General features: G+C 62.4%; 14 protein-coding genes and 1 tRNA gene. 10 read left to right on the forward strand and 5 right to left on the reverse strand.

Annotation, left to right across the window (positions count from 1 at the left end):
* Positions 1–168: 168 nt before the first annotated feature.
* Positions 169–1227 (forward strand): quinolinate synthase NadA, encoded by a 1059-nt coding sequence (gene nadA, locus V7787_RS15290; protein ID WP_003254747.1) that lies wholly within the window; start codon positions 169–171, stop codon positions 1225–1227.
* Between the two features lie 46 nt (positions 1228–1273).
* On the opposite strand, the gene V7787_RS15295 is transcribed toward nadA, so the two are convergent.
* Positions 1274–2710, reverse strand: a complete 1437-nt coding sequence (locus V7787_RS15295) for a M48 family metalloprotease (protein ID WP_064492888.1) — start codon at positions 2708–2710, stop codon at positions 1274–1276.
* Between the two features lie 122 nt (positions 2711–2832).
* On the opposite strand from V7787_RS15295, the gene V7787_RS15300 reads away from it, so the two are divergent.
* Positions 2833–3072, forward strand: a complete 240-nt coding sequence (locus V7787_RS15300) for a sulfurtransferase TusA family protein (protein ID WP_003254745.1) — start codon at positions 2833–2835, stop codon at positions 3070–3072.
* Between the two features lie 20 nt (positions 3073–3092).
* Positions 3093–4163 carry an AI-2E family transporter gene (locus tag V7787_RS15305; protein ID WP_336088581.1) on the forward strand — a complete coding sequence of 357 codons (1071 nt, stop codon included), beginning with the start codon at positions 3093–3095 and terminating at the stop codon, positions 4161–4163.
* A 117-nt stretch (positions 4164–4280) separates the two neighbouring features.
* Here V7787_RS15305 and V7787_RS15310 read toward each other — a convergent pair whose 3' ends face one another.
* Positions 4281–4754, reverse strand: coding sequence for a peroxiredoxin (locus tag V7787_RS15310; protein WP_003254742.1), 474 nt, complete (start codon positions 4752–4754; stop codon positions 4281–4283).
* An 11-nt stretch (positions 4755–4765) separates the two neighbouring features.
* A complete protein-coding gene (locus V7787_RS15315; protein ID WP_003254741.1) occupies positions 4766–5326 on the reverse strand; it encodes a glycine cleavage system protein R in 561 nt (186 codons plus the stop codon).
* A 259-nt stretch (positions 5327–5585) separates the two neighbouring features.
* On the opposite strand from V7787_RS15315, the gene dapA reads away from it, so the two are divergent.
* The 5 genes from dapA to V7787_RS15340 all read left to right on the forward strand — a co-directional run bounded on the left by dapA (position 5586) and on the right by V7787_RS15340 (position 9290).
* Positions 5586–6473, forward strand: coding sequence for a 4-hydroxy-tetrahydrodipicolinate synthase (gene dapA / locus V7787_RS15320; protein ID WP_003254739.1), 888 nt, complete (start codon positions 5586–5588; stop codon positions 6471–6473).
* Between the two features lie 15 nt (positions 6474–6488).
* A complete protein-coding gene (gene bamC, locus V7787_RS15325; RefSeq protein ID WP_064492889.1) occupies positions 6489–7610 on the forward strand; it encodes an outer membrane protein assembly factor BamC in 1122 nt (373 codons plus the stop codon).
* A complete protein-coding gene (locus tag V7787_RS15330; protein WP_014590006.1) occupies positions 7611–8369 on the forward strand; it encodes an MBL fold metallo-hydrolase in 759 nt (252 codons plus the stop codon).
* A gap of 30 nt (positions 8370–8399) precedes the next feature.
* Complete coding sequence (gene purC, locus V7787_RS15335) at positions 8400–9110, forward strand: phosphoribosylaminoimidazolesuccinocarboxamide synthase (RefSeq protein ID WP_003254733.1); 711 nt, start codon at positions 8400–8402, stop codon at positions 9108–9110.
* Between the two features lie 90 nt (positions 9111–9200).
* Positions 9201–9290 (forward strand) — tRNA-Ser (locus tag V7787_RS15340).
* A 53-nt stretch (positions 9291–9343) separates the two neighbouring features.
* Here V7787_RS15340 and V7787_RS15345 read toward each other — a convergent pair.
* Both V7787_RS15345 and V7787_RS15350 read right to left on the reverse strand, forming a co-directional pair.
* Positions 9344–9616 (reverse strand): DUF3077 domain-containing protein, encoded by a 273-nt coding sequence (locus V7787_RS15345; protein WP_012051485.1) that lies wholly within the window; start codon positions 9614–9616, stop codon positions 9344–9346.
* Between the two features lie 136 nt (positions 9617–9752).
* Positions 9753–10016 carry a hypothetical protein gene (locus V7787_RS15350; protein WP_108190684.1) on the reverse strand — a complete coding sequence of 88 codons (264 nt, stop codon included), beginning with the start codon at positions 10014–10016 and terminating at the stop codon, positions 9753–9755.
* A gap of 640 nt (positions 10017–10656) precedes the next feature.
* On the opposite strand from V7787_RS15350, the gene V7787_RS15355 reads away from it, so the two are divergent.
* Both V7787_RS15355 and V7787_RS15360 read left to right on the forward strand, forming a co-directional pair.
* Positions 10657–11517 carry an SH3 domain-containing protein gene (locus V7787_RS15355; RefSeq protein ID WP_336088582.1) on the forward strand — a complete coding sequence of 287 codons (861 nt, stop codon included), beginning with the start codon at positions 10657–10659 and terminating at the stop codon, positions 11515–11517.
* Positions 11518–11525: 8 nt separating this feature from the next.
* Positions 11526–13430, forward strand: a complete 1905-nt coding sequence (locus V7787_RS15360; RefSeq protein ID WP_336088583.1) for a hypothetical protein — start codon at positions 11526–11528, stop codon at positions 13428–13430.
* The last annotated feature ends 7 nt before the right edge of the window (positions 13431–13437 follow it).

The following is a 13437-nucleotide window of genomic DNA, read 5'->3' on the forward strand; positions in this document are numbered from 1 at the left end:
ACCCCTTTAGTAATCGCTGGATTGTCTGTAGCCTTCGGCCTCCGATAATAATCCGCGCCCGCAGAGGGCCGTGACGGTCAGCATGCCGTCCGGCACCCTTAGCCGATCTGCCAGGGCCGGGTGATACACTCGATTTGACGCGCAAGCGCGCCTGCAGGTCCAGCGATCATGACCCAGATTTCCGAACGCCTTTTGGTTCAGGCCCACCTCGACGCCAAACAGCCCAACCCGCTGACAGCCGAGCAGGAGGCCGAATACCGTGCGGCCATCGCTGCCGAGCTCAAAGCCCAGAATGCCGTGCTGGTTGCCCATTATTACTGCGACCCGGTCATCCAGGCGCTGGCTGAAGAAACCGGCGGCTGTGTATCCGACTCGTTGGAAATGGCCCGTTTCGGCAAGAACCACCCGGCCGAAACGGTCATCGTGGCCGGTGTACGCTTCATGGGCGAGACGGCAAAAATCCTCACCCCGGAAAAGCGCGTGCTAATGCCGACACTGGAGGCCACCTGCTCGCTCGACCTGGGTTGCCCGGTGGAAGAGTTCTCGGCCTTCTGCGACCAGCACCCTGAGCGCACCGTGGTGGTCTACGCCAACACGTCCGCAGCGGTGAAGGCACGCGCCGACTGGGTAGTGACTTCGAGCTGCGCGCTGGAAATTGTCGAAAGCCTGATGGACAACGGCGAAACCATCATCTGGGGCCCGGACCAGCACCTGGGCCGTTACATCCAGAAGCAAACCGGTGCCGACATGCTGCTGTGGGACGGTGCCTGCATCGTTCACGAAGAGTTCAAGTCGCGCCAGTTGGCCGACATGAAGGCGCTGTACCCGGATGCTGCGATCTTGGTGCACCCCGAGTCGCCGGAAGCGGTAATCGAGCTGGCCGACGCGGTGGGCTCCACCAGCCAGCTGATCAAGGCTGCCCAGACCCTGCCGAACAAAACCTTCATCGTCGCCACCGACCGCGGCATCTTCTACAAGATGCAGCAGCTGTGCCCGGACAAGGAATTCGTCGAAGCCCCCACCGCCGGCAACGGCGCGGCCTGCCGCAGCTGTGCGCATTGCCCGTGGATGGCGATGAACACCCTGGAGCGGGTGCTGGATTGCCTGCGTAATGGCACCAACGAGATTTTCGTTGACCCGGCGCTGGTGCCCAAGGCGATCAAGCCGCTTAATCGCATGCTGGACTTTACCCAGGCGGCGCGGCTGAAGCTGTCTGGTAATGCCTGACGCCAGACCGCGTCGTACTCTTCGCGGGCTCGCCCACGAATCGCCTTCAGCGCCCCATCATTTCCTGAACCATGCGCCGCTGCTCCATGATCTCGCGCTGGCGCTGGTCAATCTGTGAGGCCAGCGGGAAGTTACCGCCCGCCCGACGCTTGGCGTAATCCAGCTGCTGGATTGCCTGATCAAAGTCGCCGACCAGCGTGAAGTACTCGGCACGCGCCCGGTGCAAGCCAATGGTATTGCCCGACAAGCCACGCACCTCGGCCATGTCGTACCACACATCCGGGTCATCCGGCCGACTCTTCACCAGCTCGTTCAACACCTTCTCGGCCTCAGTCGGCTTGTTCTGTTTCACCAGCAGGTCGGCACGCACCTGTTTCAACGGGTAGTTGCCCGGGTACAGCCCCTGCATCCGTTCGGCGCGCTGCTGGGCGTCGGCAAGACGGTTGTTGGTGATGTCCAGGTCGATCTGTGCCAGGTTGTAGGTGATGTCGTTAGGCGCCTTGGCCAGCAGCGGCTTGAGCATTTCACGGGCCTCGTTCAATTGCCCGCCCTTGATCTGTGCCAAGGCCAGGCCATAACGTGCGGCGTCCAGCTTTGGGTCTTCGTCCAGTTGGGCGCGGAAGCGCTTGGCGGCAAGCCCCGGTGTGCCCTCGTAGATCAGTGCCACCCGGGCGCGGATCAGTTGGTAGCGCATGCTGTCTTCAATGCCACCCTTGGGCGCTTGGTCGGCGCGGTTACGGGTGTCGGCAATACGTGATTCGGTCACCGGGTGGGTCAGCAGGAATTCCGGCGGTTTGGCGTCATAGCGATACTGGCGTGCCAGGCGCTCGAACATGGTCGGCATGTTGCGTGGATCGTAGCCGGCTTTTTCCAGGTTCTGGATACCGATGCGGTCGGCTTCCTGTTCATTCTGGCGCGAGAAGCGCCGTTGCTCCTGAATGGCCGCTGCCTGGGTGCCGGCAATCATGCCGATGCCCGCATCGCCGGCACCACCTGCGGCCAGCACGATGCCGGCCAGCAGCGCCGCCATCATCGGCAGCTGCATGCGCTGCTGGGCCTCGACACCCCGCGCGAAGTGGCGTTGCGACAAGTGCGCCAGTTCGTGGGCCAGTACCGAGGCATATTCGCCCTCGGTCTGGGCGTTGAGGAACAGCCCACCGTTGACCCCGACAATGCCACCCGGGGCGGCAAAGGCGTTCAGCTCGCGGCTGTCGATCAGGATGAACTCCAGGCGCCGGTCCTGCAGCTGGCTGGTTTCGGCCAGCTTGTACACGCTGGTTTCGACATAGTCCTTGAGCTGTGGGTCATTGAGCTGATTGACCTGGCCGCGCAGCAGGCTGAGCCAGGCACGGCCCAGTTGGTGCTCCTGTTGCGGCGAGACGATCGCAGAACTGGCATCACCCAGTGATGGCAGGTCGTCAGCATGGCCGGGAAGGGCCATCAGGCAGGCCAGCGTCAGCAGGGTAGGGCGCAGTAGATTCATGCATGAAGCTCGCGTCGGATCAAAGATACCTACTGTAGCGGGCTCACACGTTGACGACCAGTGGCGCTATCCTAGCCAGCCATGCCAAGAAGCAGCCTGGCGATGCCTTTGGAGACCCTGCGATGAGTAACACCCTGACCTGCGACGCCGAACTGGACGCCAGCGGGCTGAATTGCCCTTTGCCACTGCTCAAGGCCAAGATGGAACTCAATCGCCTGGCCAGTGGCGCGGTGCTCAAGGTAATCGCCACGGACGCAGGCTCCCAGCGCGACTTCCGCACTTTCGCCCAATTGGCCGGTCATACCCTGCTGCAAGAAACGGCCGAGGCCGGTACCTACACTTACTGGCTGCGCAAGGCCTGAGTCTTTTCCAAGGATCGTCAATGTTCAAAGTGCTTCGCGACTGGGTGCAGCGCTACTTCTCCGATGAGGAAGCGGTGGTGCTGGCGGTCCTGTTGTTCCTGGCTTTTACCGCCGTGCTCACCCTGGGCGGCATGCTCGCGCCGGTGCTGGCGGGCATGGTGCTGGCGTTTCTGATGCAGGGGCTGGTCAACGCCCTGGAGCGCGTGCGCGTACCTACACGGCTGGCGGTGATGCTGGTGTTCGCCTTGTTCATGGGCGCACTGGCGGTGTTCATGCTGGTGCTGGTACCGCTGCTGTGGCACCAGCTGATCACGCTGTTCAACGAACTGCCGGGCATGCTCGGCAAGTGGCAGTCGTTGTTGCTGCTGCTGCCGGAGCGTTATCCGCACCTGGTGTCGGATGAGCAGGTATTGCACGCCATCGAGTCGGTGCGCGGTGAAATTGGCAAGTTTGGTCAATGGGCGCTGACCTTCTCGCTGTCCAGCCTGCCACTGCTGGTCAATGCCATGATCTATCTGGTGCTGGTGCCGATTCTGGTGTTCTTCTTCCTGAAGGATCGCGAACTCATTGGCCGCTGGGTCAGCGGTTACCTGCCGCGCCAGCGCACCTTGCTGAACCGGGTGGGCAGCGAGATGAACCGGCAGATCGCCAACTACATCCGTGGCAAGGGTATCGAGATTCTGATCTGCGGCATTGCCACTTACATCGCCTTCATCAGCCTGGAGCTCAATTACGCAGCGCTATTGGCGTTGCTGGTGGGGCTGTCGGTGGTGGTGCCTTACGTGGGCGCGGTGGTCGTGACCGTGCCGGTCACCCTGATTGCGCTGTTCCAGTGGGGCTGGGGCGACCAGTTCATCTACCTGATGACGGTGTACGCGATCATCCAGGCGCTGGATGGCAATGTGCTGGTACCGCTGCTGTTCTCCGAAGCGGTGAGCCTGCACCCGGTGGCGATTATCTGCGCGGTGCTGCTGTTTGGCGGTCTGTGGGGGTTCTGGGGGATATTCTTCGCCATCCCGCTGGCGACGCTGATCAAGGCCGTGCTGGATGCGTGGCCCAAGCAGGAGCCTAGCGTTTCACCGATGCTTTGAATGTAATTGGGGCCGCTCTGCGGCCCTTCGCGGGCATGCCCGCTCCCACTGGGCCCTGCACAATTCCAGTGGGAGCGGGCGTGCCCGCGAAGGGCTGCAAGGCAGCCCCATTCAATTTCAAGCCTTGTTCAAGGCTTGGGCGGCCGCCAATACGGCATCCACATGCCCGGGCACCTTCACGCCACGCCATTCCTGGCGCAGCACCCCGTCCTTGTCGATCAGGAAAGTGCTGCGGTCAACGCCCATGTATTCCTTGCCATACAGCTTCTTCAGCTTGATCACGTCGAACAGCTGGCACAGGGCCTCGTCCTTGTCGCTGATCAGCTCGAACGGGAAGCCTTGCTTGGCCTTGAAGTTCTCGTGCGACTTGATGCCATCACGCGACACACCGAATACCACGGTGTTGGCCGCGGCGAAGGCGTCGTGCTGGTCGCGGAAGCCCTGGCCCTCGGTGGTGCAGCCTGGGGTGCTGTCCTTGGGGTAGAAGTACACCACCACCTGCTGGCCCTTGAGTTCGGCAAGGCTGACGGTTTGCCCGCTGGTGGCCTGGGCCTGGAAGTCGGCGACAGGTTGGTCGAGTGCTACAGCCATGATCGGTTTCCTTACATAGGGTTCTGGGGACGCCATGGCTCGATCAGTGCGTCGAGGTTCAGGGCATCGGCAAAGTCCAGGAACTGGTCGCGTAGCCAGCTGATCTGCGTGCCGGCCGGCAGAATCACGGTGAACTGGGCGTTGAGCATGCTGCTACCGGTTTGCGGCGCCAGGTAGGTGTCGCAGGTCATGGCTTCCAGCTCGACGCGGTGGTCAAGGAAGAACTGGCACAGCTCGTTGATGATGTCCGGGCGGTAGGCAGCGCTGACGTAGGCCACATACGGAAGGGCCTGCGGGCGCACTTCCTGGTCCGCGCTGCGGACCACGTCGAGGGTCAGGCCGTGCTTCTTGCCCAGGCCTGGCAGGGTGGATTCGAGACGTGCCAGTGCATCCCAGCTGCCGCCCACCTGCAGCACCAGGGCGCTGGTCTCGCCGTGGCGGCTCAGGCGCGAGGTGACCACCGCGCAGCGGTTTTCGAAGGCAGCGCGGCTGAGGACGTTGGCCAGCTCCATGGGGTTAGGGCCCAGGGCACTGATGACAAGGAATTGTTCGCGGACGGTGGGGGTGGACATGCAGCATTCCTAAAGCGATGAGCGGTCGGCACAGGACGGGCAAAAGCCTCCTGTCGGCAGGGCCCGGGGCTCGCATGCGAGGTCTTGGACGCTGGCGGGGAGCAAGGTCGACGGCCCGGCGGGCCGCGCTGCACCGATCAAAGGGCCAAGGGTAGCGAAATAAGCCGCCGAGGGGAATGCTCCACCCGCCTGCTTCGCTTGTGCAAGGTCGATGCCCCCAGTACCATTACCGCTCTCTTTTTCCGGCAGGAGCAGTTACATGATTGCGGGCAGTATGGTGGCATTGGTCACACCCATGGATGCACAAGGGCGTGTTGACTGGGGCAGCCTCGACAAACTTGTAGACTTCCACCTGGAAAACGGCACCCATGCGATCGTCGCTGTCGGCACCACCGGTGAGTCGGCCACGCTGGATGTCGAAGAACACATCCTGGTCATCAAGCACGTGGTCGAGCGCGTCAAACGCAGCGCCAAACCAATTCCGGTCATCGCCGGCACCGGTGCCAACTCCACCGCCGAAGCCGTGCACCTGACCCAGAACGCCAAGAATGCTGGCGCCGACGCCTGCCTGCTGGTTGTGCCGTACTACAACAAGCCGACGCAAGAAGGCCTGTACCAGCACTTCAAGCACATTGCCGAAGCCGTCGACATCCCGCAGATCCTCTACAACGTTCCCGGCCGTACCTCCTGCGACATGCAGGCCGAGACCGTGATCCGCCTGTCGACCGTGCCGAACATCATCGGCATCAAGGAAGCCACGGGCGACCTGGCCCGCGCCAAGGCCATTCTCGATGGCGTCAGCAAGGACTTCATCGTCATGTCCGGCGACGACCCGACTGCCGTCGAGCTGATCCTGATGGGCGGCAAGGGCAACATCTCCGTCACCGCCAACGTCGCTCCGCGCGAAATGGCGGACCTGTGCGAGGCCGCCCTTGAGGGCAATGCCGAGAAGGCCCGCGCAATCAACGAAAAACTCATGCCGCTGCACAAAGACCTGTTCTGCGAGTCCAACCCGATCCCGGTGAAATGGGCGCTCGTCGAAATGGGCCTGATGCAAAAAGGTATTCGCCTGCCACTGACCTGGCTGAGCGAAGGCTGCCACGAAAAAGTCCGTACTGCCTTGCGCCAGTCCGGCGTACTGGTTTAAGAGGAAGTACACCGCATGAAGCGACTGGCTGGTCTTTCCGCCCTTGCCCTGATTATCTCCAACACCAGTGGGTGTGGCTGGCTGTGGGGCGAGGATGGCTATTTCCGCGACCGCGGCAGTGACTACCTGCAGGCGCACCCGACCGCGCCGATGCAGCTGCCGCCGGACGCCAGCAACGTCAAACGCCTTGACCCGCTGCTGCCGATTCCGCGTAACGTCGCTGACGATACCGTCAAGGGTGAGTTTGAAGTGCCTCGCCCGCAACCGTTGACGGGCGGTGCCGCCCAGGTCACCGACTACAGCCTGCAGCGCAGCGGCAGCAGCCGTTGGGTGCTGGCCCAGCATTCGCCAGCCGAAGTGTGGCCGGTAGCCCGGCAGTTCTTCGAGGATAACGGCTTCCGCATTGCTGAAGAGCGCCCGCAGACGGGTGAGTTCAACACCGCCTGGCAGCGTTTCGATGAGCTGTCGGCATCGCTTGGCCAGCGTCTGGCCAGCACTGCCAGCAGCGGCGACAGCGAGGTGCGCGTACGTGTGCGCATGGAGCCTGGCGTGCAGCGCAACACCTCCGAAGTCTATGTGGTCAGCGTCGAGCGCCCGGCGGGCAGCACTGCCGAGCCTGCGTTCCCGTCCACCTCCATCAATACCGGCACCGATGCCCTGCTGGCCGACGAAATGCTTGCCAGCATGAACCGCAGCGCCGAGAAGGGCGGTTCGGTGTCGCTGCTGGCCGCGCGCGATTTCGACGCACCAAGCCGCGTCAGCCTGAGCGAAGACGGCAGCGGCAACCCGGTGCTGTACCTGGGCTCCGACCTGGACCGCGCCTGGTCTGGCGTGGGCCGTGCCCTGGAGCAGGGTGGCGAATGGCGTGTTGAGGACATCAACCGCAGCCTGGGCCTGTACTACATCAACCTGTCCGAAAAACCTGACGACAAGCAGAACCAGCCTGGCTTCTTCAGCCGCCTGTTCGGCAGCGAGCCGACCAAGGAAGAGCGTGAAGCCCGTGCCGAGCGTTACCAGGTTCGCCTGAGCAAGGTGGGTGAGAGCGTGCAGGTCACGGTCGAGAAAAACATCAACACCGTGGCTCCGGCCGATGTCGCCCGCCGCGTGCTGAGCGCCATTCAGGACCACCTGGGCTAAGTGCGCTTCGCGGTACTCGGAAGCGGCAGCCAAGGGAACGGCACGCTGATCGCCAGTGGTGACACGTTCATCCTGGTCGATTGCGGCTTTTCCCTGCGTGAAACCGAGCGGCGCCTGGCGCTGCTCGGGGTTTCTGCAGCTCAGCTCAGTGCAGTGCTGGTCACCCACGAACATGCCGACCACGTGCATGGGGTCGGCTTGCTGTCACGGCGCTACAATGTACCGGTCTACCTCAGCCAAGGGACTTTGCGCGGCATGCGCAAGCCGGTGGAGGTGGCCGGTTTTCTCGCGTGTGGCCAAAGCCTGCGTATCGGCAGCCTGGAAGTAACCGCAGCGCGGGTCGAGCACGACGCCTACGAGCCGTTGCAGTACGTGGTCAGCGATGGTCGGCGGCGTTTTGGCATGCTCACTGACCTGGGCTCGTACGACGCGCTGCTGTTGGAGCGTTACCAGGGCCTGGATGCACTGCTGATCGAGGCCAACCACTGCCGCGACCTGCTGGCACGCGGTCACTATCCGGCCTTCTTGAAGCAGCGGGTGGGTGGCATGCAAGGGCATTTGAACAACCACCAGGCCGCGCGCCTGGTGCACGAGTTGGGCTGGAGCAACCTGCAACATCTGGTGCTGGCCCATCTCAGCAGCAAGAACAACCTGCCACACTTGGCCCGCCAGTGCTTCGTCGACACCCTTGGGTGCGACCCGGACTGGCTCCAGGTGGCGAATCAGGAACACGGGCTCGACTGGCGCGAAATCGCCTAGCCCAACACCTCAAGCAAGCGGAGCCCAATCATGGAAAAACGCGAAGAACTTTACCGCGGCAAGGCCAAATCGGTTTACAAGACCGACGACGCCGACCGCTTGATCCTGCTGTTCCGTAACGACACTTCGGCGTTCGACGGCAAGCGTATCGAACAACTCGACCGCAAAGGCATGGTGAACAACAAGTTCAACGCCTTCATCATGCAGAAACTGGAAGAAGCCGGCGTGCCGACCCAGTTCGACAAGCTGCTGGGCGACAACGAGTGCCTGGTGAAGAAGCTGGACATGATTCCGGTCGAGTGCGTGGTGCGCAACTACGCTGCCGGCAGCCTGGTCAAGCGCCTGGGCGTGGAGGAGGGCATCAAGCTGGAGCCGTCCACCTTCGAGCTGTTCCTGAAGAACGACGAGAAGGGCGACCCCTTCATCAACGAATCCCACGTTGTCGCTTTCGGCTGGGGCACCGCCGAGCAACTGGTTGAAATGAAGAAGCTGTCGTTGAAGGTCAACGAAGTGCTGAGCAAGCTGTTCGATGACGCCGGCCTGCTGCTGGTCGACTTCAAGCTGGAGTTCGGCGTATTCCACGGCCAGATCGTGTTGGGCGACGAGTTCAGCCCGGACGGCTGCCGCCTGTGGGACAAGGAAACCCGCAAGAAGATGGACAAGGACCGCTTCCGTCAGGGCCTGGGCGACGTGATCGAAGCCTACGAAGAAGTTGCCAAGCGCCTGGGCGTGCCGCTGTAAGCGGCACGTTCACGCAAGCGCCTGATACCACGCGGTTTTTTTGAAAAAAGATTTGCGTTTTAAAAGAACGCTGGTATGATGCGCGGCATTGGAGAGATGCCGGAGTGGTCGAACGGGACGGATTCGAAATCCGTTGTACTGGCAACAGTACCTAGGGTTCAAATCCCTATCTCTCCGCCATACAAGATTAAGCCCCTGAAAGCGAAAGCTTCCAGGGGCTTTTTCGTTGCGCCTTACTTTTTCATCATCCCCAACTCAGCATCATCCAGCAGCGCCTTGGCCATCGCGCTCAGGTAATGCGAGGCCCAGATCAGTTTCTGGTCGCCGTCCATCAGGCCGGTGATGATCAGGTCGCGCACGTAACCCATCAGTTCGGATGCCTGTTCGCGGGCGTCCTGGCAGGGGATGCCGGGTTCGATGCGGAACAGCGGGTGGGTGTTGTTTTCGCCTTGGTAGAAGCAGGTCTTGCCGACTGTGGTGGGTTCTGTCGTGTTGTCGGTGGGCATTGTTTTGTTTCCCTGGATTTTGGGTTGCCTGGGCTGGCCTCCTCGCGGGCTCGCCCGCTCCCACAGGTACTGTGCAGTGCGTGACGGCTGTGATGACCCTGTGGGAGCGGGCGTGCCCGCGAAGAGGCCTGACCTGCTAATGCAAGGTGTAAGGCTCTGTGGGTAAATGCGGCCGCATCTGCAACTGCATCAACGCCGACTCGACCAGCCCCTGTACCGCTTCCATTTCATGGATCACGGCCTGCATCACGATCGAGCTGTGGGCGGTGGGTTTGAGTTGCACGGATTGGCGGGCCACGGACAGAGCGCAGAGTACGTACTCTGAGGACTGGACCAGGGTGTCTTGCAGGATCTGGGTGGAATGGGGGGAGTAGGGTGGATCGGGGACTGTCTTGCGCATGTAAGCTCCTTGGGTAGTGGAGCCGCCTGGCAACGCTGTCAAACGAATGGAGGCAGCTATACATGGGTTGACAGACCGGTACCCAAGGACCCGGCGCACACGAATGTGCCCCATGCACAGCTGCCATTAAGCGCTGCAACGGAAACTTGAGTAGTCGGCCTGTCAAAGCCGGTCGCTGATTTCACAACGACGAGCCGAGACTAGAGCGCGACCGAATCCGTCGCAACCGTTTGAGCGGGTTGGCAGTATGTTTGGGAAACGCCCTACAAGGAAGGGGATAATTCTGAGTTCAAGTTGTAGGACGGATTTCTACTAATCAATCAGACAGGCTTCCTGCAACATTTTGTCTTGAACTGCCAATGGCACCTTGGGCTACAATGCGGCCCTCTGATACGCCACTCACGCCCAGGCCACACGCCGTAATGATTACGCGCGCTGGGCGATGAACTCTTCCTGACATGGATTCGTTGGATGCTTTGCGCCGTACTGGTCTCCCCCTGCGCCCCTCGCTGGACGGCTGAATTGTCGTCTGCGGCCAGTGCTGCACACTTTCTGAAAACCCCGCACAAACTCGAATGCTGCCGCCAACCATTGGCTGCGGTACGCGGCTGTGCGCCCCACCGAAAATGGAGTGCTCCACTTGCGTAAGAAATTCGTCGCGTCCCTTCTGGCGGTCGCCATCGCCTCTACCACGGCCTGTGCACAGCTCGGGATCAGCAAAGAGCAAGCGGGCACCGTGATCGGTGGCCTGGCCGGTGTGGCCATCGGCTCGACCATGGGCAGTGGCAACGGCAAGATCGCCGCCGCGCTGATCGCAGGTGGCATTGGCGCCTACGTGGGCAACCGCATCGGCCACATGCTCGATGAAAAGGACCAGCAAGCCCTGGCGCTGCGCACCCAGGAAGTGCTGAGCCAGCAACAGACCACCGCCAGCGCCCAGCCTGTGACCTGGAAGTCCGACCACTCTGGCGCCACCGCGCAGATCGTGCCGGGCAAGGAATACACCAAGACCAAGCAGGTCGAGGTCAAGCGCGCGCCGAAGATCCAGGCGGTGCCGTCGATGAAGCTGATCAACGAGCCGTATGTGACCATCAGCGACAACCTCAACGTGCGCGCCGCGCCTAACCAGGCTGGCGAGAAAGTCGGCAGCCTGAGGAACCACACCGAATTCACCGCCGTGGGCTCCACCGGTGACTGGATTCTGGTCGGCCGCAAGGGTGTGACCGTGGGCTATGTGCACAAGAACTACGTCGAGCCCAAGGCGCAAGCGGTTGCCAAGCGTGTAACGCCAGCCGTCAACCTGGACGAGCTGGACGTTGCCGCCAGCAAGGAAACCCAAGGTTTCGACCTGGACTCGGTGCAGTCGCTGCCGACCCAGACAGTTGCCGCCGAAGCGGCCTGCCGCCCGGTCACCGTCAGCCTGAAATCGCAAAGCGGCCAGACCGAACAAGAGCAGAACACCTTCTGCAAACAAGCCAACGGCACCTGGGAACTGATCTGAGGAACTCCATGAAAAAGCACGCGCTCGCGCTGGCTGTGATCGGCGCTTGTGGTCTGGTACCGCAGGCGTTCGCCCACGAGCTGGCCTTTTCCAAGAAAGACAACATCAAGGTCGAAGTGCCCGGGGATGCCACCACCTGGTGCAAACCCCAGGTCGACCTGACCATTACCCGCCCGGCCTGGGATAACCAGGAACTGCTGGCGGGCCTGCTGACCAAGCTGCCGTTCGTGTTCGCCAAGGACTGCTCGACCGCCAAGGTGAGCTGGAAGGCGGTCGATGCCAAGGGCAACCTGTACGCCAGCGGCTCGGGCAATGCCAGCAACCTGGGGCTGGTGACCCTGGCTGCTGCGCCTGCCACTGCCGCCCCGGCGCCGGCTGCAGCAGTTGCCCCCGCTCCTGCACCTGCGCAGCCAGAAGCACCGGCTGCTGCTGCACCGACACCGGCACCTGCTCCGGCCCCAGCCCCAGCCCCAGCCCCTGCTGCTGCAGCGGCGCCGGCAGTGGTCGAAGCCGCACCTGCGCAGGCAAAACCCGCTCCGGCCCCCGCGCCCGCGCCAGCCGTAGCCGCAGAGCCAGCCCCGGCCCCCGAAGCTCCGGCAGCAGCCCCTGTTGTGCCGCCCGCTCCGGCACCTGCCACAGCAGTCGCCGCAGCCCCCACTTCGGACTTCGGTCGCTCGGTGGTCCTGGAAAACCGCAACCTGATGCAGGTAACGGACGGCACCGGCTGCAAATGGGTGCTCAGTACCTCGATCATCGGCGATGGCGACACCCTGTCGTTCGGCACCACCCCGGCCATGCCGTGCCCGGCGTCCGGCTTTGGTGAAGGCAGCTTCGACAAGATCAGCTGGAAGGCTGTGGGTACCTACCGGGGTGATAACTGGACCCGCGTTTATGCTCACCCGAGTGGTTTGATCTTCAACAAGAACCTTGAGCCTGCGGTAAAGGACAAGGCCGTTTCTTATCTCACGCCGCAAGCTGACCAGGCCGCGTTCCTGGTCGGTGAGATCCCCGGCCGGCAGATGAAGGTGTACCTGACGTTCACCCGCTCCAGCTACGGCGTGCTCCGCCCGTTCAGCAGCGACCCTTACTACGTCGCGGTCACCCCGGACGAGTCGTTTGCCCTGGACGCGACCAAGTACAAGGAAGCTGCGCTGGAAATCTTCGACCTGATCAAGACCACCTCGCCGACCACCACCGATGTGGCCAACCTGTTCATCGTCAAAGACTTGTCGGCGATCTCGAACAACATCTGGGGCAACGACGCGCAGAAAATCACCCGCAACCGCATCGGCATCAACCGCCAAGGCCTGTTCTTCGATGTGCGCGACGGTGCCAACTGGGCGGTACAGCGTGAGCAGCAGCGTGTGCGTGAGCAGCGTCAGCGCCAACAGGAACTGGCCCGCGTGCACACCCGTGTGCTGGAGCGTTACCAGCAGTTGCAGGACGGCATGAGCGAATTCAAGGGGCGCGAAACCGAGGCGTTGGCGCAGATGGCCGGTATCAAGGTGCGCTTTGCTTCGCCACTGGAGCAGCAAAACCCTGCGACTTCGGCCAGCGTGATGCCGATGATGGTGCACGTCACCGGCAAGAAAGGTGACTTCTACAGCATCGACTTCCCGAGCAACGGCCGCCTGGTTGCGGACGAGGAATACAGCGAAGGCTGGTACGTGACCCAGGTGGCCAACGCCACGCCGTACTACCCGCTGGACGACGGCCGCGCCGTGCCTACCTACCGTGCCTACAGCGCCGGTGAACCCGAGGCCTGCAAACAGGACCACTGTGCCGACCGCGTGTCGTTCGGCGCCGTGCTGGCCAAGGAATTCCCCAACGCCGGTATCGATTTCAGCTGGACCCCCGAGGTCTCCCAAAAGTACGTGAACGACTGGAACAACGCTTCCGCCATGGTCCAGTGAGGCAAAC

The organism is Pseudomonas sp. CGJS7 (genome assembly GCF_036961695.1).

What these genes read in the sequence shown, in the direction of transcription:
- dapA (WP_003254739.1), top strand. Translation starts at nt 5,586, where the DNA reads ATGATTGCGGGCAGTATGGTGGCATTGGTCACACCCATGGATGCACAA.
- V7787_RS15345 (WP_012051485.1), bottom strand. Translation starts at nt 9,616, where the DNA reads ATGCCCACCGACAACACGACAGAACCCACCACAGTCGGCAAGACCTGC.
- V7787_RS15315 (WP_003254741.1), bottom strand. Translation starts at nt 5,326, where the DNA reads ATGTCCACCCCCACCGTCCGCGAACAATTCCTTGTCATCAGTGCCCTG.
- V7787_RS15350 (WP_108190684.1), bottom strand. Translation starts at nt 10,016, where the DNA reads ATGCGCAAGACAGTCCCCGATCCACCCTACTCCCCCCATTCCACCCAG.
- V7787_RS15295 (WP_064492888.1), bottom strand. Translation starts at nt 2,710, where the DNA reads ATGAATCTACTGCGCCCTACCCTGCTGACGCTGGCCTGCCTGATGGCC.
- purC (WP_003254733.1), top strand. Translation starts at nt 8,400, where the DNA reads ATGGAAAAACGCGAAGAACTTTACCGCGGCAAGGCCAAATCGGTTTAC.
- V7787_RS15305 (WP_336088581.1), top strand. Translation starts at nt 3,093, where the DNA reads ATGTTCAAAGTGCTTCGCGACTGGGTGCAGCGCTACTTCTCCGATGAG.
- V7787_RS15360 (WP_336088583.1), top strand. Translation starts at nt 11,526, where the DNA reads ATGAAAAAGCACGCGCTCGCGCTGGCTGTGATCGGCGCTTGTGGTCTG.
- bamC (WP_064492889.1), top strand. Translation starts at nt 6,489, where the DNA reads ATGAAGCGACTGGCTGGTCTTTCCGCCCTTGCCCTGATTATCTCCAAC.
- V7787_RS15300 (WP_003254745.1), top strand. Translation starts at nt 2,833, where the DNA reads ATGAGTAACACCCTGACCTGCGACGCCGAACTGGACGCCAGCGGGCTG.
- V7787_RS15310 (WP_003254742.1), bottom strand. Translation starts at nt 4,754, where the DNA reads ATGGCTGTAGCACTCGACCAACCTGTCGCCGACTTCCAGGCCCAGGCC.
- nadA (WP_003254747.1), top strand. Translation starts at nt 169, where the DNA reads ATGACCCAGATTTCCGAACGCCTTTTGGTTCAGGCCCACCTCGACGCC.